Here is a 19,803-nt window from a genome sequence, read left to right as displayed (position 1 = left end):
CGGGAGGTCACATCCGTTCGGGGAAACCGAATCCACGGAGGAGAGAGGCATGGAGATCACGCGGCAGGCGGACTACGCGATCCGGATCGTCCTGGACCTCGCCGCCACCGACAGCGGCGGGGTGGTCCGCTCGGACGACGTGGCGCGTCGCCAGCTCGTCCCCCGCGCCTACTTCACGAAGGTCGTCCAGACCCTGGTCCGGGCAGGGTACGTGCGCACGCTGCGCGGGGCGCGCGGAGGCATCCAGCTGGCCAGGGATCCCCAGACCATCACCCTCCGCCAGATCATCGAAGCGGCAGAAGGCCCCATCCGGCTGAACCGCTGTGTGGCTGGCGGGGAGTGCGCCCTGGAACGCACCTGCAGCGCGCACCCCGTGTGGGAGCACATCCAGGGGGTCCTGATGCGGGAACTGGACTCGGCCACGGTGGCGCAGATGGTGGCCGGCGACCGGCGGAGCCGGCGGGCGCGACGGAGGGCATCCTGAGGGAGGGCGGAAGGCGGCGTCGACGTCTTCCGTCCGCTCCCCGGCAAGTGTGGAGAGGCCGCCCCTGCGGGCGGCCTCTCCGACGACCATTGTGCGGCGGGAGATGAGCCCAGACGAGTCCTACGACTTCTGCGTCGTCGCCATATAGGCGACGACGGCGACCACGATCCCAACGATTACATTGCTCCACTTCAAGGTGTTGGCGCTGGTGAGAATAAACGGTGACACCAGAACCCACAGACCGAGGATGACGTTCACCCACTTCATCGCGTGACCACCTCCCGACAACGTGAGGTCTCCCGCCGCCACAGGAGGGGAGCGGTACTGAGGACGCACACCCCCAAGAAGCCTTTCGGGAGAGCCACCACGATGACCTCCCCCGCGGCCTGGAGGGCGCTGAGCTCCGGGGTCCAGCCGTCGGCCACGAAGTCGAAGGCGACCTCCTCCGGCTCGGCAAACCGACGCCAGCAGGAGTGGCAGAAGTAGCCCTCGGCGCGGCGGCTGCGGGAGGTGAAGGCCGATCCGCAGAACGGGCAGCGCGGGGGATCGCTCAGCCGGTCGATGGATCGACGCAGGTTCACGCCTCTACCATAGCCCGAGGGGGTCGGGGCTGCCCATCGGGCCGCCGGCCGATTTCGATCTCAGCAGGACCGGTCAGGCGCGATGCCAGACCGTCCCGAAAGCAGGAGGGACGGCCGCCCCGCACAGCCGTCCCCCCGCGTGTCTGCCGGCCCTGCGCCCCTGTGGAGCGGCGTCCGCTTACTTGAGCGCGTCCAGCGTGGCCAGCAGCACCGTCCGGGCAAAGCGCGGGTTGTGCACGCCGAGGCTGTCGTCCCCCTCGATCAGGAAGTAGTTCCAGGCGGCGCGGATGATGACGTCGTTCGTGGCCACGACGGGCCTGCCGGCGCGGTCCACCACGCTGCCGATCTGGCTGTACAGTTCCCGGCCCTCCCGCAGGGTGAACTTGAGCCCGATCTGGCCGTGGATCTCCGTCAGGTGGAGGGCCGTGATCTGGGCCGGATCGAGCCGGACGTTGTCGGTGTAGACGTCCGTCTTCGGATCCCAGGCGCGGATGGTGGCGATGCGGTCGCGCCGGGCCAGAATCCTCGCCGTGATCGCCTTCTCCACCTCGTGCAGGGTCGTCTCGATGCCGCTCTGCACGCGCTGGGCCGTCATGTCCGCCCCGTGGCAGCGGACACAGACGTTCTCCGCCGCCTTGAAGGTGTGGCTGGCCTTGCTGAAGCGCATGTGGCACGTCACGCAGGCGTCCCCGACGAAGGTGGCGTGGGGCGAGATCGTGGCCTCCGCGGGCGGGACGAAGAAGGCGTTCTTGCCCATGATCACGTCCGCCTGGGAAGCCGTGTGCGGTGCGGAGTAGCTCCTCGGATCCTCCAGGTTCCAGGCCCGGGCACCGTTGCGGGAGTTGTGGCAGGTCATGCACTGTGCGCCCAATCCGACCCCGATCGCCCGGAACCCCGACGGCAGGACGGCGGTGGACTGGGTGACCCGGACGGTGAAGTCGGGGTTGTGGCAGGTGGCGCACGTCACCGGCCGTACGGAGAACCGGGTCAGCCCCAGATTGGTCAGGAAGGGGATGTCGGCGGCGCTGCCGTCGGGCTTGGCGATGAACCCCGGGTTGCCGGCGTTCAGCTGGGGCAGCCAGGCCAGGAAGCCCTGCTCGGCATGACAGCGCGCGCAGTGGGCGGCAAAGGCCCCGCGGTGGTCTACGGTGGCCTCCAGCCGGGCCAGTTCGCGGTTGGCGTGCCCCGTCGTGGCCCACTGGGCGCGGATGTCGGCCTGCGCCCGGACCAGGACCGTCCCGCCGAGAAGCAGGACGGCGAGCGCCACGGTCAGGATGACCCCCAGACGCACCCACGCAACACGACTTCTCATGGCCTCTCCTCCCCAGGCACGGTGTCCTTTGCTAGCCCGCTTTGCGCAGCGGTCGTTCCGACGGCGCGTGCACCTGCAGCCAGGTGGCGGCCAGGCGTTCAATTTCCTCGCGGGGATACCGCCGCCGGCCCCCCGGCGTCAGCACGAACGGAAGACGCCCCTCGCGCGTCCAGCGGTACACGGTGTGCGGGGACACCTCAAACAGCCTTGCCACCTCCAGCCTTGAGAGATAGCGTTTGTCGGCGTCCATGGCCGCCTCCGTTGCTTCGCCCCCCCGGCATGCGTCATCGCGCGCATTCCGGGCGAGCGATACGCATCCGCCCCTAGCGTACGGGAGGGTCGGAGGCAACGCCTATGATGCGATTGCATCAACTGTCCGCACGGCGGCATCAGCCCGATCGGAGGGACCGGCCATCGGGCAGGCGCCCGATACCGCCGGAGACGTCCCCCTCTGCCGCTCGGTGCCGCTCCCCTGGTGCCCTCCGGCTTCTGTGCGTGCTCCGCACAACGTGATCCCTATCCGTCAGGTTAGAAGGGCAGGAATGGGGCTGTCGATGATGCGATTGCACCCACTTCGCGACAGAGCGCACCAGGGCGGCCAGAGGAGGCGAATCAGGCGGCCGCCCGATGGCCGCGGGATCGGCGGGCGCACCGCTCAGTAGATGAACTCGGCGATGTCGTAGCGCGCCACGCGGGGGCCGTCCGGTCCGCGGCGCACTCCCTCGCGAAGGAGCCGGATCTGGTTGCGGATCTCGTGGGGCCCCAGGGGCCTCAGGCCCGCCTCCCGGGCCGCGCGTTCGTAATCGCTGTGCGGGTACTCCACGAATGCCGAGAGGTACACCAGATCGCCGGCATCGAGGGGAAGGGCGTTCAGGACGCCCAGGGTGCCCGCGACATGGGCGTCGGCGAAGCGATCGCCGCCCACCCCGGCCATGACGATCACACCCACGGAGAGGCCGGCCGCTTTGAGCGCCCGCACCAGCTCCACGGCGTGTTCGGGACGCTGGGGCTTGTTCAGGAACCGCAGCAGATCCCCGTCACCGCTCTCCAGGCCCACGTAGACACGGCGGAGTCCGCGCACCCGCAGCTCTGCGAACTCCTCCGCGGACTTCCGCCGTCCGGTGAACACGTCCAGGAAGGCGTACATCCCGCGCGGGAAGGCGCCGTCCGCATCGAACCAGCGGTGGATCAACGCCAGCCGGGCTATCAGGTCATCGGTGGGCAGGCAGAGGGCGTTGGCTTCCCCCAGGAACAGGCTCCGTCGCAAGGTGAGCCCTTCTCCGAGGTAGGCCGTCACCTCGCGGACGTGGGATTCCAGTTCCGGCAGCGGCTTCACGCGGAACGGCTGGTCGCGGTAGAAGGTGCAGAAGGTGCAGCGGTTCCAGTGGCAGCCTTCCGTGAGCTGGATCACCAGGGCGAGATATTGGTCGGGCGGGAGGATGCCGACGGGGCGGTACACCTCGGCGTAGCGCCGGGCGTCCCGGCGGGCGACATGCCGGTCGAAGGCCGCCGCGGCACGGACCAGCCGCTCCGCCTCCGCCTCCGAGACCGGGCCTGCGGCGGACCAGACGAGCTCGACCTCCCCGCGGCCGAGTGCGACGGCGGTCCGGGCGGCAGCCTCTGCGGCCCGGTCGAGGAGCAGGTCGGCCTCACGGGAGTCCAGCGTACGGCGATGCACCACATGGTCCGGGCTGCGGCGGTCGGTCCACTTCTCGACCATCCGGCCGGACAGGGCCCGACGGTAGAGCCGCTGCCCGAGCCAGGCGGCAAAGAACCGGCCGGCACGGTCGAAGGTGAAGACGCTTTCCGCGCCGTCGTCTTGGGCCGTGACCACCACGGCTTCGTCCTTCACCGTCAGGCGATAGGAGGACACCGTCGTCATGGTCTCATCGCCCCGGCGGCGGGAGGGGAACCCGACCGAGGGCCGAAATTCCGGTCCGGGAGCAGGCTCAGGCCGCGCGGCGTCTCAGGTGTCGGTCGATGAACTCCAGCAGGCGCCGGCCGTCCTTCTTGGCCTGGGCCCAGAGGACACGGAACTCCTGCGCCTCCGCCTTCGCCGCGTTCAGGCGGTGCTGGTATTCTTCGGCGGCGCGGCGGGTGCGCTCGCGCTCCGCGAGGAGGACCCTGCGGGCGACGCCCCTGTGGGGGCGGAGCGCCTCGCGGTGAGAGCCCAGCGCCCGCATCGACGTCGTCTTGACCTCGTGGAGCGCACGCCGGTGTTCGGGTAGCATCGCCACTCCTGTCGGGGGAGTCGTACGAAAGGAGGTCGACTGACCACGGACGGTTGAGGACGCCGTCCGTCAGGCCGCCCGGCGATCGCGATGGACGCCCTCGGTCGCGTCGCTCTGCCGTGGGCGCAACGGTCCAATGACCGCGCCGCGGCGCTGCTGCTGGCGGGCCGCTTCGCGGATCAGCTCCTGGCGTTGGAGCTGGCGCTCCCGCTCGCGAACCAGATACCAGGCCAGCCACTCCTCGACGATGGGTACGCCTCCCGGATTCCTCGCTCCAGCCCCACCATAGGCGGGGCCCGGCGGGGCAGGCATCGGGCCCTCGCCCGATTCTGGGATAGGGTCCCGGGGGGTCGGGAGGCCTCAGATGAGCCGCTGCCGCAGGGCCTTGACCACCGCCTCCAGCCGGCTGTGGGCGTGCAGGGCGGTCATGATCTGCTGGATGTGGTTGCGGACGGTAGCGGGGCTGATGCACAGCGCCTGGGCGATGGCGCGCGTCCCCGCCCCGGTCGCCAGCAGCCGCAGGATTTCTCGCTCCCGGGGGGAGAGCAGCGCAGGGGGGGCGGGCGGAGTTCCCGCCTCGCGCCGGCCCGACAGCGAGGAGGCGGCCTGCAAAACCTGCTGGACGAAGACTTCCCGACTGCGGTCGTCGGTGATGTCGTGCAGGATGTGCACCACGTACGGGTCGCCGGCGGTCACGACGATGGAGATCATCCGGACCCAGAGGGGCGGCCGTCCGTTGCGGCGGACCTGCAGGTCCATCGTCGGCGGGCGTTCGTTGCGGCGGACGGCCTGCCGGTAGGGACACAGCGTCGAGCACACCACGTGTCCCTCGGCGTTGCGGCCGCCGATGACCACGCTGCAGTCGCGGCCGAGGACCTCTCCCGCCTTGACCTCCAGGAGGTCCTCGGCCGCGGAATTCCAGGCCACGATGGTGTGCGCCGCGTCCACCGCGAACGCGGCTTCCCCCGCACCGGCTACGAACTCGGCCAGATCGACCCTCGGCAGCGGGGACGCCATCGCGGTCCCTAGCGGGCAGGTTTGCTCGCCGGATCTCCGGGCAGGGTGCCGGCCTGGATCTCCTTGAGGTTGGCGAACCCGTCCTTGTCGGAGTCCAGCGCCTCCACCGCCTTGAAGGATGCCGGCTTGAGCGGGCTGCCCTGCTTGGCCAGGTCCTTGCCGTACGGGTTGAGCCCCGTCTTGGTGAAAGGCGCCTTGTCGTGGCAGAGCAGACACCCCGCCGTGGCCACCTTGCTCCCCGCCGGCGGGTTGTAGACCTGCTTGAACAGGGCGAGGTCGGCCGGCCGGGCCAGCGCCGCTCCCGTCAGCAGCACGATGCCCGCGGCGACCGCGAGCGCGACAGATGCCCTCACTGCTTCCACCTCCTCCTGCCGTGATCAGGCAGCGGGCATGCGGCGCAGCCGTTCCAGATAGCGCGCCCGCCGCTGCCTGTACTCCTCTTCCGGGATCTCTCCGGCCTCGAACCGGTCGTCCAGCGCGGCCACCGCCGCGATCAGGTCCCGGCGTGTTTCTCCGCCGCTCGCAACGGTGTCCCGGTCGCGGCGGTTGCGGCGACGCCGCCGGAGCGCGGGGGAGGCCAGAGCCGCGGCCGCGATACCGGCGAAGGCGGCGAGCGCCGCCTGCCGCAGACGCGGCTGCGGAGCAGCGAGACCGCTCGCGGCGATCCGGAGCTCGGTCCCGGCCGCGACGTTCGACGCGGAGAAACGCCGATAGGTTCCCTGATCGGTCTCGACGTCCTCCCCGCGGCGGAGCGGGACCGCCTGCACCTCCGCTCCGGCGCGGGCGAGGACCTCCACACGATCGGTCGGATAATCCAGCCGCCGCGCCAGCGTCAGCCGTCCGCCGGGGACGGACAGCGTGTAGCTGTAGGCGATCTGGCGCATCCCCGGTTCCACGTCCATCGTGTCCACGAGACCGGTGTCGGTGGCCGAGACGCAGCACTCCATCAGGCCTTCCATGAACTGGATGTTGCCGGCGCCTGCGGGGAGCGTGATCCGCAGCGTCTCCCGCCTGCCGTCGGCGCGCGGGGCGCCGCCGACGTAGGTCCGGTTGCTGGTGTTCGTGAAGAGGAGAAGCTCCGCCACCCGCACGGCGCCTTCCCCGGCTTCGACGATGACGTGATGGACGGCGACGCGCAGGACCCCGGGGTCGGCGGTCGGTTCGTAGACGCGCATCGTCACCCGGCGGAGGGTTTCCCCGGGTTTGAAGACGATGAGCGGGCTGTCGTACTCGCCGCCCTTGTATTTCACCTGGAGCGTGTAGGTCCGGTCCGCCTCGCCGGGCACGGTGAAGGAGAACTCCCCCCGCCTGCCTGTCCGTGCCGTCTGCCAGTCGGCTTCCGCGCCGTTGACGTACGCGGTAAGCCTGACCTCCTGCCCGACAACGGGCCGGGGCGGACCGGTGTGGTTCGTCACCGTGCCCTGGATCGTCCGCAGGGGTGGAGATGCGGCCGCCAGAGCTCCGGGCGCGGCGAGGAGCAGGATCGCCACCGCCCTTGCCGCCGCGGCAACGTGCCCCCTCATCGCCGTCCCTCCGCTACCGGGCGCTCCGGGGCAACCGGGGGCCCGCCTGCGGCCGCCTTCCCCACGGCGGCACCGCAGCTGGGGCAGTAGCGCGCCCCCGCGGGGAGGGCCGCCGCGCACGAGGCGCAGAGCCGTCTGCTCCGCGCGGCCCGGATCTCCGCCTCCAGGTCGTCGTCGGAGATCTGCGGAGGGGGCGGCGGCGCCTGCAGCGCCTCGACGGCCCTGGCTTCGTAGCGGCGGCGCAGGGTCAGGTAGTCGTCCTCGGCGATCTTGCCGGTGGCGAAGTCGAACTCGAGTTCCTTGATGGCCAGCAGCGCGGCGCGGCTCTTCGTCTCCGGGGGCGGGGCGGGAGGCTCCTCGTCGTTCCGTGGCGGGGCGAACAGCGGCCACAGGATGAGCAGTGCGGTGCCGGCGATCAGGACGAGCATGGTCAACAGCTCCATCGTCCTCAGTCCTCCAGCGCCCGGAGCTGGCGCTCCAGCCACTCGCGCTGCTCCCTGCTCAGCGCCGGCGCCGCCGCGTGCCCCGCCCCTTCCCCGCGGCGGGTCCAGGCCAGGGCCAGCGCCACGATCACCAGGGCTCCCGAGCCGATGGCCCAGTACGGGCCCCAGTAGGCCAGGAGGTTGAACCCCCGCCGCAGCGGCGCGGCAAGCACCCTCTCGCCGTAGCGCGCGACGAACGCGGCCCGGATCTCCGCCCGGCTGCGGCCCGCCCGCTCCAGGCTGGCCAGTTCGGCCAGGGCCGCATCGCGCGGGCCGCAGGAGAGATGTGTGCAGCTGGCCAGCGTCAGGCCGCAGCCGCACTGGCACATGAACTCCCCGGCCAATCCACGGTCCGCCCCGCGGGCGACGGACGGGTGCGCGGCCAGGGTCAGAGTCAGCGCGGCGATCAGCACCAGGATCCGCATCAGGCCGCCTCCACCAGATAGCGCGCGCGGTTCCGCAGCGCCTCACCCCGTTCCGGCCAGAAGGCGATCAGCGTCCCCACCGTGAGCACCGCGGCGCCCGCCCACATCCACATCATCAGCGGGTTGATGATCACCCGGAAGTTCGCCGTGCCGTCCTCGCCCAGTCCGGCCAGGATGACATAGAGGTCCTCGCGCCAGGTACTGCGGATGGCCACCTCCGTCATCGGCTGGTCCTCGTGGGTCTTGTGGATGTTGCGCTGGGGGGTGAGCACGGCGACCGGCTTCCCCGAATTGAAGACGGTCAGGGTCGCCGCCGTGACCAGGGCACTGCGCGTAGGGTAGGTGCTGGCGCCTTCGTAACGGAGCAGGTACTGGTGGACCGTCGCCGTTTCGCCCCGCCTCAACACCACCTCGCGCTCGGTGCTGAAGGCACCGCCGGCGATCCCCGCGAACAGCAGAATCATCCCCAGGTGGACCACGTACCCGCCGTAACGCCGGTGGTTGCGGGCGACCAGCCGCACCGCGGCCAGCAGATAGGGCTCGCCGTGGCTGCGCCGCACCATCGCGCCGCGGTGGAAGTCCTGCAGGATGGCCGCCGTGACGAAGACGCACAGGGCGAAGGCGACCAGGGCCAGGGGGTGGGTCATCCCGAGGACCCGCAGGAGCAGCGCGGCGAGCAGGCCCAGCATTCCCGGCACCAGAAAGTTGCGGCGCAGGCTGCGCGGGGACGCCTTGCGCCAGGCCAGCAGCGGGCAGACGCCCATGAGGAACAGGACGGCCAGTCCGATCGGCACATTCACCTGGTTGAAGAAGGGCGGGCCGACGCTGATCTTCACCCCCCGTACGGCCTCGCTCAGGATGGGGAAGACCGTGCCCAGGAAGACGGAGAAGGCCGCGCCGACCAGAATCAGGTTGTTGAACAGGAAGCTCGACTCGCGGGAGAGCAGGGAGTCCAGCTCCGCCCGGCTGTGGAGCAGGGGCAGCCGGGCCACCAGCAGGATGATCGAGGCCCCCAGGACGAGCAGGATGAAGACGAAGAACAGCGGCCCCAGGGAACTCAGGGCGAAGGAGTGCACCGAACTGAGCACGCCGCTGCGCGTGAGGAAGGTGCCGAAGATGGACAGCACAAAGGTGAGGATGATCAGGACCAGGTTCCACACCTTCAGCATGTCGCGCTTCTCCTGAATCATCACCGAGTGCAGGAAGGCGGTGGCCGTGAGCCAGGGCATCAGGCTGGCATTCTCCACCGGGTCCCAGGCCCAGTAGCCGCCCCAGCCCAGTTCCACGTAGGCCCACATCATGCCGAAGATGATCCCCCAGGAGAGGAAGAACCAGCTCAGCAGGGTCCAGCGTCGGGTGGCCCGGATCCATTCGTCGTCGAGCCGGCCGGTGGCCAGGGCCCCGATGGCAAAGGCGAAGGGGACGGTGAAGCCCACGTAGCCCAGGTATTGCGTCGGCGGGTGGAAGAACATCCCCGGGTTCTGCAGCAGCGGGTTCAACCCGGCCCCGTCGGGCGGGGCGAAGGGGAGCCGGGCGAAGGGGGAACTGACGAAGGTCAACAGCCCGGTGAAGAAGGCGCTGGTCCCCATCAGTGTGGCCACGACGTAGGGCATCAACGCCCGGTGCTGACCCCGCCGCCAGACCACGAGGGCGGCGAAGCCGGCCAGCATCAGGGCCCAGAACAGCAGGGACCCGGCCTGCCCGGCCCAGAAGGCCGAGACCGTATACCAGAACCCCAGGTCGCGGCTGGTGTAACTGGCGACGTAGGCGTTGCCGAAGTCGCGCCGGAGCAGCGCCCGCAGGAGGCTGGCGGCGGCGACGACCAGCAACAGGGCGTTGGCGTAGACGGCGTTCACCGCGCTGCGGAGGAGCTCCGGTCGCCGCCCTCTCTGCCCCATCAGGGGGGCGGCCAGTCCATAGAGCGACACGACGAAGGCCATCCCGACGGCCAGCGTCCCGACCTCATCCATCGCGCGGGCTCCTCATGGATCGTCGCTCAACGAGGCGGCTTCGCCTCGAATTTGGAGGGGCACTTGGCGAACAGGCGCCGGGCCTGGAACGTCGTGCCGTCGAAGCGCCCCTCCACCACCACGTCGGCCCCAGGCTTGAAGGCGTCCGGCACCACGCCCCGGTAGCGGACCGGCAGGGTGCGGCTCCCGTCGGTGATCTGGAACGCCAGGTCGCCCGAGACCTGGTCCCAGACCACGCCGCCCGCCGCCACCCTGCCGCCGAGGCGGATATCGGCGTCGCGGACCGACCCGGCCCGGTCGAGTAGCTCCCCCACCGTCAGGTAATAGGCCATACTGTTGCGCGCGCCGCTGTAGGCCAGGTAGGTTCCGGCCAGGACGAAGGTGGCCGCAGCGACCAGGATCTTTCGACCCGTGCGGCTCACGGTCGGGACTCCGTGCGGAGCTTCCGTTCGATCTCGCGCCCCAGGCGGTGCAGCCGCAGCACATACAGGAAGAGCCCGACCCAGACCACGGCGAAGCCGATGAACATCGCCGTCAACGGATTCATCGCCATCCCTCCTTCGCAGCCTCCGCGGTCGGCCGGGTCCGTCGCCCCTGCTCCTGCTGCGCGCTGAGGGCGTCCTGGGCCGCGAGCTGGGCGCGCCGGATGCTGAACAATAGGATGTACAGCACCGTGAAGGCCGCCACGTTGGTCAGCAGCGCCCAGAGCATCTGGGGCGGCAGCCCCGTGCCGAAACCCTCCGTCCGGAGGACCACCGGCAGCGGGTGCAGCGACCGCCACCAGAGGACGGAGAGGTGGATCAGCGGGATGTCCAGGAAGCCGACAACGCCGAGCACGGCGGCGAAGCGGGCGCTCTGGCCCGAGGGGCCGCCGTAGGCGCGAACCATCAACGACACGGTGTAGATGAACCAGAGCATGAAGGTGGTGGTCAGACGCGGGTCCCACGTCCACCAGGTCCCCCAGACCGCCTTCCCCCACACCGCGCCGCTGATGATGGCCAGCGTGGTGAAGACCACGCCGATCTCGGTACTGGCGTGGGCGGCGAGATCGAAGGCCCGCCGGCGGGTCCACAGGAACGCGGCGCTGGCGACGAAGACCACGGCGAACGCCAGGAAACCGACCCACGCCGCCGGCACGTGGACGTAGAAGATGCGCTGGGCGTGGCTCATGGTCGCCTCCTCGGGCGCGAAGAGGATCGCCATGTACATGCCGAACCCGCCCAGCAGGGCGCCAACCCAGACGAGGCCTTCCCGCCAGTCGAACCCGGGGGAAGCGCTCCTGACCTCTCGGATCGCCGGAACGGCCATGGTCACTCCTCCACGACGTACTCGAAGATCAAATAGCCGACGACAACAAAGATCACATCGAACGCGATCAGCAGCCGCACCCCCGGCAGGAGGTCGGCCCACGGCCGCCCGCTCAGAATCCCCGCGGTCACCCGCGCCCCGTTGATGAGGACCGGAGAGGCCAGGGGGAGCAGCAGGATCGGCAGGAGCACCTCGCGCATGCCGGTGTGGACCGACACGGCCGAGAACACCGTGCCCACCGCGACGAGCCCGACGCTCCCGAGCAGCAGGACCGCCCCCAGGGGGCCCAGCGCCGGCCGCAGCGGGACGCCGGCGATTCCACCCAGCGCCGGCAGCAGCAGCGCTTCCACGGCCAGCAGGTAGAGCAGGTTGCTCGCGAACTTGCCCGCGTAGATCAGGCCCGGATCCACCGGGAAGAGGCGCAGCGCCTCCAAACACTGCTGGTCGCGTTCCAGGACAAACGAGCGCGACAGCCCCAGCGTGGAGGCGAAGGCCAGGGTCACCCACAGCATCCCCGGCAGCAGGCGCGCGGCGTCGGCGGGCCCGGGCGAGAAGGCGAAGTGGAAGACCACGGCCACCAGGAGGGCGAACAGGGTCATCGTGGCGAGGATCTCCCGCGTGCGCAGCTCGAGCACCAGGTCCTTCCACAGCAGGTGGCGCACCGCGGCCAGGACGCTCACGCCGGCTCCCCCACGCATTGGGCGTAGACGCGCTCCACCGTATCCACGTCCCGCGCGCCGTTGTCGGCCTCGTAGGCCAGCGTCCCGTCCACCAGGATGGCGACGCGATCGGAGAGGGCCACCCCCTGCTCGATGCTGTGCGTGGTCAGGACGATGGTGCGCGTGCCCCGCATCGCCCGCAGGAGGTCGGTGAAGCCCGCCGCCGCCTGGCGGTCCAGCCCGGTGTAGGGTTCGTCGAGCAGGAGGATCGGGGGGTCGTGAACGAGGGCCCGGGCGATAGACAGCCGCTGGGCCATCCCGCGGCTGTAGGTGCGCACCAGGTCGTCCCCGCGCCCGGCCAGCCCCACCGCCTCTAGCAGGGCACGGACGCGCCCGGGCGCGCCGGGCACGCCGTACATCCGCGCCGCGAAGAGCAGGTTCTCGTACCCGCTGAGGCCCGGATAGAGGTAACTGTGGTGGGAGACCAGACCGATCAGCCGCCGCAGGCGCGGCGCCTGCTGGCCGGGGTCCATCCCCCGGACCAGCACCCGGCCGGCGGTGGGGCGCATGAGCGTGGCGGCGATCTTGAGCAGCGTCGTCTTGCCGGCGCCGTTGGGCCCAAAGACGGCCAGCGCTTCGCCGTCGTCCACAGTCAGGCTGACCCCGCGCAGGGCGCGGACCGGTCCGAAGGACTTGGTGATTCCCTGCAGCACCAGCGCCGGCGCCATGATCCGCCCCTGTACGGAATGCACGCTCTCCTCGCTCAGTCTAGGGAGGGGCAGATGCAGGCGGTATCAGGTTCCGATCCGATTCCCCTCCTCTGAGAACTGGAGACCGCGTCCTCGCCACCCTGCCCATCAGGCCGCCGCCCGATGGTGAGGCGCGCGCAGCGCGCGTAAGATACGAAGTGAGCGGTCACACATTCTTCACCTCTCGTTCACGAGGGCTTCATCAGGGGCCGGTAGTGTGACGGGCAGAGGAGACCGATCCTCGAGACCGCAGAGGTGAGGAGATGAGCGAGATGCGCAGGCGTTATCTCTATGCGGGCATCGGCGTGATCCTGGTGGCGGCGGCGCTGGCGCTGCCGGGCCTCGCGCAACCCGGACCGGGAGGACGCGGTGGATGGGGCGGCTGGGGGATGATGGGCCCCGGGTGGGGCGCGGGAGGCGCTGCCGTGGCCTCTCTGGACGACGCCGCGGCCCGGGCCCGCGACGCCCTGGCCGCCTACGGCAACGCCGACCTCGTTGTCGAGGAGGTCATGGAGTTCAGCAACCACTTCTACGTTCTGGTGAAGGAGAAGAGCACCGGATTGGGCGCCTTCGAGCTGATTGTGGAGCGCAATGGGTTTGTGCATCCCGAGCCGGGACCCAACATGATGTGGAACACCAAGTACGGCCACATGGCGGGGCCGGCTGGCTGGGGTATGGGCCCGGGGATGATGGGCGGCGGGATGATGGGCGGTTGGGGTCCGGGCTACGGCCGCGGACCGGCCTTCCAGGCCCCCCCTCCTCAGACCGCCCCCCTCGCCATCGAGCGCGCCCGCCAGATCGCCGCCCGGTATCTGGCCCAGACCTTCCCCGGGACGTCGCCCGACGAGGGCACGGCGTTCTACGGCTACTTCACCTTCGACGTCGAACGGGGCGGGACGCCGGTGGGGATGCTCAGCGTCAACGCCTACACCGGGCAGGTCTGGTATCACGCCTGGCACGGCGCCTTTGTGCGGGAGAAGCACTTCTGAGGAGGGACAACAATGACCAATCGCGACCTGGCGGTCGTCCTGGTGATCGTGCTCGGGGTCGTGCTGCTGGTCCCCCTCCTGGGAGCCTCTTTCTGCGGCTGGGGGATGATGGGCCCCGGGGGCATGATGGGCCGGGGCATGATGGGCGGCTACGGCTGGGGCGGCGTCGGCCTCCTCCCGCTGGTGGCGCTGATCCTGCTGGTCGCGGGCATCGTCCTGGTCGCCCGGGGCGTGATCGGCCGGGCCGCGCCGGATGACGAGCCGCTGCAGATCCTCAGGCAGCGGCTGGCCCGGGGCGAGATCACCCCGCAGCAGTACGAGGAGCTGAAGAAGGCGCTTTCGCAGTGAGCAACCGGCGGACGGTGCTCATCGTCGAGGACGAGCCGCAGATCGCGGACATCGTCCGCCAGTATCTGGAACGTGACGGCTATCGGGTGGTGGTCGTCGACGACGGGGCGCGGGCCGTGGACGAGGTCGCCCGTCTGCGGCCCGACCTCGTGCTGCTCGACCTGATGCTGCCCGGAATGGACGGCTTCGAGGTCTGCCGCCGGATTCGCGCCCGGGGCACCACCCCGGTGATCATGCTCACGGCGCGCGACGAGGAATCGGACAAACTCATCGGCCTGGAGCTCGGCGCCGACGACTACATCACCAAGCCCTTCAGCCCCCGCGAGGTCGTGGCCAGAGTCCGCGCCGTGCTGCGGCGCTCGCGCGGCGCGGAGGAGGAGGGCGAACTCATCCGCGTGCACGACCTGGAGATCGACCCGCAGCGCTTCCGGGCCTCACGGGCCGGGCAGGTGCTGGACCTCACCCCCACCGAGTTCCGCCTCCTGACCGTTCTGGCGCGCAGCCCGGGCCGGGCCTTCACCCGGCTGCAGCTGCTGGACCAGGTGCAGGGATACGGGTTTGAAGGGTACGAGCGCACGGTGGACGCCCATGTGAAAAACCTGCGCCAGAAGCTCGAACCCGACCCCCAGCATCCGCGGTACATCCTGACGGTCCACGGCGTGGGGTACCGCCTGGCGGAGACGCTCCCATGACGAGCCTCCGGGTGCGGCTGGTACTGGTGCTCGTCCTGGTGGCCTGGCTTTCCGTGGGCGTGGTGGGCTTGGTCACGGCCCGGCTGGCCGAACGCCGCGTGTCGGTGTTCCTGCAGCACGCCCGCGCCATGCCCGGGATGAGTGCGATGATGCGGAGCATGATGGTCGCCCCCGAGCAGCGGCTGCTGGGGGACGTGCGCCGGGCGATCTGGGTCGCGGCGGGAATCGGGCTCCTGGTGGCGGCCGCGGTGGGGACCGCCGTCGCCCGCACCATCGCGGCGCCGCTGCGGACCTTTGCCGACGCGGCGGCGCGTCTGGGCCGCGGAGACCTCCGCCAGACCGTACCCGAGACGGGCGGCGAGGAGCTGGCCCGGGCCGCGCGCGCCTTCAACGTCATGGCCGGCTCCCTCCGGCAGGCCGAGGAGGTGCGGCGGCAGTTGCTGGTGGACATCGCCCACGAACTGGGAACGCCGCTGGCGGTGCTGCAGGCCAACATGGAAGGGATGCTGGACGGCGTCGTGCCCGTCTCCGCGGAGCGTCTGGCGTCGCTCCACGCGCAGACGCAGCTCCTGACGCGGCTGGTCCGGGACCTTCGGGACCTGGCCCTGGCTCAGGAAGGCCAGCTGCCCCTGTCGCGGCATCCTCTCGATCTTGCCGCGCTGGCCGGGGAGGTCGTCGAGGCGGCACGCCCGCGGGCCGCAGGCAAGGCCCTCGTCCTCGACCTGCCCCCGGCACCGCTGCGCGTCACGGCAGATCGCGATCGGATCGCCCAGGTCCTGCACAATCTCCTGGACAACGCCATCCGGTATACCCCGGCCGGGGGCACGGTGCGCCTGGCGGCGTCCCCTCACGGGGGAGAGGTGCAGGTGGAGGTCTCCGACACGGGCCCGGGGATCCCCGAGGAGGAACTGCCGCGCATCTTCGACCGGTTCCACCGGGTCGACCGCTCGCGCTCCCGCGCTACCGGCGGGGCCGGACTCGGCCTGGCCATCGTCAAGCACCTCGTGGAAGCGCACGGCGGGCGGGTGTGGGCGACCAGCAGACCGGGCGCCGGCACGACGGTGGGGTTCACCCTGCCGGCGACATAGGGGGGAGGGGTCATGCGAGCGGCCTTCGTGGCCATGGCGATCGGCGCCGTCGTGTTCGGCGGCGTGTACCTGTTCCTGCTGCGTCCGTCGGCGGCGCCCGAGCAGGGGGCGGCGGTCGGGGCTGCCGCCGAACGCGGCCGTGTGCAGCGCGACCGGGGTGAGGGCGGCGTGGCCATCGAGGTCACATACGACGACCCCGAAGCCGCGGGCGATGAGGCCGACCGGTACACGGTCTTCCTTGTCGCGCTGACCACCCACAGCGGCGATCTCTCCACCTACGACATGGTGAAGATCAGCGAGCTGCGCGTCGGGGGAAGGACCTTCCGGCCGCTGCGCTGGGTGAGCACCTCGGACGACAGCCATCACCGCTCGGGCATCCTCATCTTCCCGAAAGTTCCCTCCGGCCAGCCGGTCGAGCTGGCGATCAAGGGTATCGCCGGCGTGGCGGCGCGGACCTTCCGGTGGAGCCCATGAGTCTGGCCGTGGGGTTCCCGACGACGGACTGGCGCTCCATCCGGATCGGAGTGCTGTCCACGGGCGGCCTGATCGCCGGCTACAGCCTGATTGTCGGCCTCTCCTCACGCTCCTGGCCTCACCTGCTGTCCCAATGGCGCGCCGACCTCTGGTTCATCGTGCTGGTCGCCGTGGGGTTCGGGGCGCAGACGACCCTCTACACACACGTCCGGAGAACCCTCCGGGCGGACGGAACCGGGGCGGTCGTCGCCGCCGGCGGGACGGCGACCTCGACGACGGCGATGGTGGCCTGCTGTCTCCACCATCTGGCCGATGCGGTGCCGTTCATCGGGCTGTCCGCCGCCGCCACGTTTCTGATCCGGTACAAGCTCTACGTTGTCGTCCTGAGTCTGGCCGCCAACGCCGCGGGGATCCTGCTCATGCTGCGGGCGCTGCGCCATGCCCGCCGGGCTGCGGCGGCGTGTCACTAAGGATAAGGCTCCGGAGGAGGCAACGATGACCGGGAACCGGGGAAGGCACCGACCATCAGAGGATGCGCGGCGGCGCAGGATGCTTCGTCGCCGCGCGCTCGGGTTCGCCCTGGCCGCCCTGGCCGTGCTCGCCGCGGCGGGGTTCCTGGCCACCCTGCCGTTCCGCCCGCCGAAGGCCACCGGCCCTGCCCCGGCGGAGAGCCAGCGCGTCATCTTGAGCATGGCCGGATTCGAGCCCAGGCACCTGCAGGCACGGGCGGGGACGGACTTGGCGATCACCTTCGTCAACGTGGACACCTCGCTGCACATGGACGGAGGCGGATGGCATCAATTCCGCATCGAGGCCTTGAATATCGACGTCCGCGTGCCGCCCCGGACGGCGCAGACCGTACGCCTCGGGCGGATTCCCGCCGGGACCTACGTCTTCTACTGCGACCTCTGCTGCGGCGGCAAGGAGAACCCGGCGATGCGCGGCCTGCTCGAGGTCAGCGGGTGAGCCCGCTGACCCTGTCCTCGATCGCCGTCTCCGGCCTGCTGGACGGCGTGAACCCGTGCGCCTTCAGTGTGCTGCTCTCGCTCGCGGCACTGCTCATGGCCGGCGTCGCCTTCGGCCGGGCACAGCCGCCGCTGTGGCGGGTGGGCGGCGCGTACGTGGCGGGCATGTTTGCCACCTACCTGCTCCTGGGCCTCGGCCTCCTCTCCGCGGTGTCGTTCCTGACCCGGACGCATCTGCCCGTGCGCCTGATGGGGCTGGTCGTCGTGATCCTGGGGTTGTGGATGATCAAGGACGCTGTGTTGCCCGGTTGGGGATGGCACCTCGGGATGCCGGCGCGCTTCCACGGCACGGTGCGCCGGGCCCTGGCGCGGACCACGCCGGTCGGGCTGCTGATCGCCGGCGGGCTGGTGGGGCTGTGCACCGTCCCGTGCAGCGGGGCGATCTACCTGGGCGTCCTGGGGCTGCTGGCAGGGGAGCCGCTGCCGGCCCGGCTGGCCTACCTGCTCCTGTACAACATCGCCTTCATCGCGCCCCTGATCCTGCTGCTGGCTCTGATCGCCAACCGGCGCATCCTCAACCGCATCGGCCACTGGTACCTGCCGCGGCGGTCCTGGGCGACGGGTGCCCTGGGCACCCTCGCCGTGGCCCTGGGTTTCGCCATCCTGCTCACGACGTAGCCCGGCGCGAGGGGCTTCGACTCTTCAGCCCCGCTCGCTTACTGTGTGGAGGACACGCAGCGGGCAGTAGGCGTTGACCCAGGTGCGCTGCTGGCGTGCCCAGGCCGCCCACAGGTCGTCTCCGAGTTCGGCCCGCAGCGCGGCTGAAGCGATGCGTGGATCGCCCCCCGCGGTCTGCGCCGCCATGTGCACGAGGAGGATGCAGGGGAACTCCGGGCACACCCCGCAGTGCGCGACGGCGCGCTCCTTCGCGCACGCGTAGACCGGACAGATCTTCGGCAGCGCCGCTTCCCCCTGGGTGGCGCACGTCGCCCCCAGCGTCTCGTACCACGCGCTGCCTTCCCAGTAGAGGCCGCAGATCGCCGCGTAATCCTCGGGCATGAGGGTCCACCTACATTCAGCGTACCGCGGGAAGCGGAGTGCGGCCATCCGGTTCGTGCCCGATTTCCAGGCCGGGGCGCACCGGTCCGGGCCGTCTTGGCGCGGCCGCGCCTCAGGGCGGGGGCCGGTAGCCCGACAGCTCGGCCAGCTGCCGGAGGGAGAGTTCCCCCTCAAACCGCCGCCCGTTGATCTCCCAGGTGGGATAGGCGCGGATCTGGGCGGCCGCGCAGACCTGGGGTTGCCCGATCGGCGATCGCGGGTCGCACTCGATGTACGGCAGCAGTGCCGCGGCCCTGCCGAACATCTCCTTCTGGTTGGTGCAGTGAGGGCACCAGTAGGCGCCGTAGAACTTCGCGCCGATGGCCGTCAGGTGACGCGCCAGCCCCTCGGCGTAGAGTTGCTCGGCCGTCGGCGGTCTCGAGGCGGTGTACCCGGCGATCAGGAAGAGGGCGGCGACGAGCGGGGCGACGGCCGTGGCCGTCCAGAGCCGCCAGTCCCCCCGGCGCGGTTCCCGCCACACCAGAATGGCGATCGCGGCCGTGAGCAGGGCGGAGACGATGCACAGCGAGCAGGTCGCTCTGATGGCCGTCTGCTGGACGATCGTGAAGACCAGCGAAGCCCCCAGGCCGGCTGCCGCGAGCGGCAGAGCCAGCGTCACACGCCGGGCAGGGGGCAGGGGCCGGGCGGCCAGGAGGAGGAGCGCCGTGTAGAACAGCACGCCCAGCAGCGACACCGGGATGCCGAAGACCGCCGCGAACCGGCTCGACTGGACGATGTCGCACCCGCTGCCCAGCGGGCAGTACAGCGGCGCGTGGGCCGCCCGGGTCCACAGCATGTAGGCGCTGAGCACCAGTCCCGCCGCTGAGAGGACCAGGAGACCCGGATGGGGGCGATCCGCGCCGCTTCGGCCCGGCGCGGCGCCTCGGGTGGGGGCGTCCCTTCGCGCCCGCCCGAAATTCGATCCTCGAGCCTGTCCGTACATCCGTCACCCCGCGCCGGCCGTCGTCTTCATCCCGAGACGATCCGATCTCTTCGATCTGAGCCGGGCCGGTCCTTCGGCCGTCCCGTCCCTGTCCGGCTCCTCCTCAGGGATCAATTCACGCCTCCAGAGGCGGAGAGCCGGATCGGGCGGAGTGCCGATTGCCTCCGGGAGAGGAAACAGAGGAGGATGGAGGCGAGAGGAGGCGTGCCATGAGGGTACTGCGCGCCCTGGGGCTGACTCTGGCCGCGGTCGCGGCCGTGGGGATGGCGGCCGGGGCGGTCCACCTGGTTTCCCTGCTGCGCCTGTGGGCGGCGACGACCCGGGCCGTCGACCCCTTCGACGCGAGCGAGCCGATCTGAGCGGGGGGTTCCTCCGGCCGGGACCCGATGGCGAATCTCGGGCCTCGGCCCGACCCGCAAAATCGTGACGTGAGCCGATAGGCCTTCCCCGCGCAGGGTTGGTACG

At 70.7% G+C, this 19,803-nt stretch carries 30 protein-coding genes; 10 read left to right on the top strand and 20 right to left on the bottom strand.

Going from position 1 to position 19,803, the window contains the following annotated elements; translation table 11 throughout:
• Positions 1-49: 49 nt before the first annotated feature.
• Entirely contained in the window at positions 50-484 is a 435-nt protein-coding gene (locus QN141_03770; protein ID MDR7557585.1) for an Rrf2 family transcriptional regulator, read from the top strand.
• Positions 485-604: 120 nt separating this feature from the next.
• Here the strand turns inward: QN141_03770 and QN141_03765 are convergent, their stop codons facing one another.
• From QN141_03765 to QN141_03680, 18 genes are all read right to left on the bottom strand, one after another.
• Positions 605-751: an SPW repeat protein gene (locus QN141_03765; protein ID MDR7557584.1), complete on the bottom strand. Its 147-nt coding sequence runs from the start codon at positions 749-751 to the stop codon at positions 605-607.
• Positions 748-1,065, bottom strand: coding sequence for a hypothetical protein (locus QN141_03760; protein ID MDR7557583.1), 318 nt, complete (start codon positions 1,063-1,065; stop codon positions 748-750). The genes QN141_03765 and QN141_03760 overlap by 4 nt, the downstream gene beginning before the upstream one ends.
• A gap of 178 nt (positions 1,066-1,243) precedes the next feature.
• Entirely contained in the window at positions 1,244-2,377 is a 1,134-nt protein-coding gene (locus QN141_03755) for a hypothetical protein (GenBank protein MDR7557582.1), read from the bottom strand.
• Between the two features lie 31 nt (positions 2,378-2,408).
• Positions 2,409-2,627 (bottom strand): helix-turn-helix domain-containing protein, encoded by a 219-nt coding sequence (locus QN141_03750; GenBank protein ID MDR7557581.1) that lies wholly within the window; start codon positions 2,625-2,627, stop codon positions 2,409-2,411.
• Between the two features lie 405 nt (positions 2,628-3,032).
• Positions 3,033-4,259, bottom strand: coding sequence for a radical SAM protein (locus QN141_03745; GenBank protein ID MDR7557580.1), 1,227 nt, complete (start codon positions 4,257-4,259; stop codon positions 3,033-3,035).
• A gap of 67 nt (positions 4,260-4,326) precedes the next feature.
• On the bottom strand, positions 4,327-4,608 hold the full coding sequence (locus QN141_03740; GenBank protein ID MDR7557579.1) for a hypothetical protein: 282 nt from the start codon (positions 4,606-4,608) through the stop codon (positions 4,327-4,329).
• A 69-nt stretch (positions 4,609-4,677) separates the two neighbouring features.
• On the bottom strand, positions 4,678-4,920 hold the full coding sequence (locus tag QN141_03735) for a hypothetical protein (protein MDR7557578.1): 243 nt from the start codon (positions 4,918-4,920) through the stop codon (positions 4,678-4,680).
• Between the two features lie 48 nt (positions 4,921-4,968).
• Positions 4,969-5,625 (bottom strand): LuxR C-terminal-related transcriptional regulator, encoded by a 657-nt coding sequence (locus QN141_03730; GenBank protein MDR7557577.1) that lies wholly within the window; start codon positions 5,623-5,625, stop codon positions 4,969-4,971.
• A gap of 8 nt (positions 5,626-5,633) precedes the next feature.
• Positions 5,634-5,978, bottom strand: a complete 345-nt coding sequence (locus tag QN141_03725; GenBank protein ID MDR7557576.1) for a hypothetical protein — start codon at positions 5,976-5,978, stop codon at positions 5,634-5,636.
• A 24-nt stretch (positions 5,979-6,002) separates the two neighbouring features.
• Complete coding sequence (locus QN141_03720; protein ID MDR7557575.1) at positions 6,003-7,148, bottom strand: hypothetical protein; 1,146 nt, start codon at positions 7,146-7,148, stop codon at positions 6,003-6,005.
• On the bottom strand, positions 7,145-7,591 hold the full coding sequence (locus tag QN141_03715; protein MDR7557574.1) for a hypothetical protein: 447 nt from the start codon (positions 7,589-7,591) through the stop codon (positions 7,145-7,147). The genes QN141_03720 and QN141_03715 overlap by 4 nt, the downstream gene beginning before the upstream one ends.
• A 5-nt stretch (positions 7,592-7,596) precedes the next feature.
• A complete protein-coding gene (locus QN141_03710; protein MDR7557573.1) occupies positions 7,597-8,055 on the bottom strand; it encodes a cytochrome c-type biogenesis protein CcmH in 459 nt (152 codons plus the stop codon).
• Positions 8,055-10,025 carry a heme lyase CcmF/NrfE family subunit gene (locus tag QN141_03705; protein ID MDR7557572.1) on the bottom strand — a complete coding sequence of 657 codons (1,971 nt, stop codon included), beginning with the start codon at positions 10,023-10,025 and terminating at the stop codon, positions 8,055-8,057. Before QN141_03705 ends, QN141_03710 begins: the two co-directional genes overlap by 1 nt.
• 26 nt (positions 10,026-10,051) lie before the next feature.
• Positions 10,052-10,447, bottom strand: coding sequence for a cytochrome c maturation protein CcmE (locus QN141_03700; protein MDR7557571.1), 396 nt, complete (start codon positions 10,445-10,447; stop codon positions 10,052-10,054).
• Complete coding sequence (locus QN141_03695; protein ID MDR7557570.1) at positions 10,444-10,572, bottom strand: CcmD family protein; 129 nt, start codon at positions 10,570-10,572, stop codon at positions 10,444-10,446. Before QN141_03695 ends, QN141_03700 begins: the two co-directional genes overlap by 4 nt.
• Positions 10,569-11,333, bottom strand: coding sequence for a cytochrome c biogenesis protein CcsA (ccsA, locus tag QN141_03690; protein ID MDR7557569.1), 765 nt, complete (start codon positions 11,331-11,333; stop codon positions 10,569-10,571). Before ccsA ends, QN141_03695 begins: the two co-directional genes overlap by 4 nt.
• A gap of 2 nt (positions 11,334-11,335) precedes the next feature.
• On the bottom strand, positions 11,336-12,013 hold the full coding sequence (locus QN141_03685) for a heme exporter protein CcmB (protein MDR7557568.1): 678 nt from the start codon (positions 12,011-12,013) through the stop codon (positions 11,336-11,338).
• Positions 12,010-12,744, bottom strand: a complete 735-nt coding sequence (locus QN141_03680) for an ABC transporter ATP-binding protein (GenBank protein MDR7557567.1) — start codon at positions 12,742-12,744, stop codon at positions 12,010-12,012. The genes QN141_03685 and QN141_03680 overlap by 4 nt, the downstream gene beginning before the upstream one ends.
• A 269-nt stretch (positions 12,745-13,013) precedes the next feature.
• Here QN141_03680 and QN141_03675 point away from each other — a divergent pair, with 269 nt between their 5' ends.
• From QN141_03675 to QN141_03640, 8 genes are all read left to right on the top strand, one after another.
• Positions 13,014-13,730, top strand: coding sequence for a hypothetical protein (locus tag QN141_03675; GenBank protein ID MDR7557566.1), 717 nt, complete (start codon positions 13,014-13,016; stop codon positions 13,728-13,730).
• Positions 13,731-13,742: 12 nt separating this feature from the next.
• A complete protein-coding gene (locus QN141_03670; GenBank protein MDR7557565.1) occupies positions 13,743-14,078 on the top strand; it encodes an SHOCT domain-containing protein in 336 nt (111 codons plus the stop codon).
• Positions 14,075-14,770: a response regulator transcription factor gene (locus QN141_03665; GenBank protein MDR7557564.1), complete on the top strand. Its 696-nt coding sequence runs from the start codon at positions 14,075-14,077 to the stop codon at positions 14,768-14,770. Before QN141_03670 ends, QN141_03665 begins: the two co-directional genes overlap by 4 nt.
• Complete coding sequence (locus tag QN141_03660) at positions 14,767-15,858, top strand: ATP-binding protein (GenBank protein MDR7557563.1); 1,092 nt, start codon at positions 14,767-14,769, stop codon at positions 15,856-15,858. The genes QN141_03665 and QN141_03660 overlap by 4 nt, the downstream gene beginning before the upstream one ends.
• Before the next feature lie 12 nt (positions 15,859-15,870).
• Entirely contained in the window at positions 15,871-16,332 is a 462-nt protein-coding gene (locus QN141_03655) for a hypothetical protein (GenBank protein ID MDR7557562.1), read from the top strand.
• The gene (locus tag QN141_03650) at positions 16,329-16,802 is read left to right on the top strand and encodes a hypothetical protein (GenBank protein MDR7557561.1); all 474 of its coding nucleotides are present in this window, start codon (positions 16,329-16,331) and stop codon (positions 16,800-16,802) included. Before QN141_03655 ends, QN141_03650 begins: the two co-directional genes overlap by 4 nt.
• A gap of 79 nt (positions 16,803-16,881) precedes the next feature.
• Positions 16,882-17,298 carry a cupredoxin domain-containing protein gene (locus QN141_03645; protein ID MDR7557560.1) on the top strand — a complete coding sequence of 139 codons (417 nt, stop codon included), beginning with the start codon at positions 16,882-16,884 and terminating at the stop codon, positions 17,296-17,298.
• The gene (locus QN141_03640) at positions 17,295-17,975 is read left to right on the top strand and encodes a hypothetical protein (protein MDR7557559.1); all 681 of its coding nucleotides are present in this window, start codon (positions 17,295-17,297) and stop codon (positions 17,973-17,975) included. Before QN141_03645 ends, QN141_03640 begins: the two co-directional genes overlap by 4 nt.
• 24 nt (positions 17,976-17,999) lie before the next feature.
• On the opposite strand, the gene QN141_03635 is transcribed toward QN141_03640, so the two are convergent.
• Complete coding sequence (locus QN141_03635; GenBank protein MDR7557558.1) at positions 18,000-18,356, bottom strand: DUF3795 domain-containing protein; 357 nt, start codon at positions 18,354-18,356, stop codon at positions 18,000-18,002.
• Positions 18,357-18,468: 112 nt separating this feature from the next.
• Positions 18,469-19,206: a vitamin K epoxide reductase family protein gene (locus tag QN141_03630; protein MDR7557557.1), complete on the bottom strand. Its 738-nt coding sequence runs from the start codon at positions 19,204-19,206 to the stop codon at positions 18,469-18,471.
• Between the two features lie 341 nt (positions 19,207-19,547).
• Between QN141_03630 and QN141_03625 the strand changes: the two genes are divergently transcribed.
• Positions 19,548-19,697, top strand: coding sequence for a hypothetical protein (locus QN141_03625; GenBank protein ID MDR7557556.1), 150 nt, complete (start codon positions 19,548-19,550; stop codon positions 19,695-19,697).
• Positions 19,698-19,803: the final 106 nt, after the last annotated feature.

The organism is Armatimonadota bacterium (genome assembly GCA_031459765.1).
Classification (GTDB): domain Bacteria; phylum Sysuimicrobiota; class Sysuimicrobiia; order Sysuimicrobiales; family Kaftiobacteriaceae; genus Kaftiobacterium; species Kaftiobacterium secundum.
The sequence above is the reverse complement of the archived record's forward strand: the minus strand, read 5'-3'. Positions and strand labels throughout refer to the sequence as shown.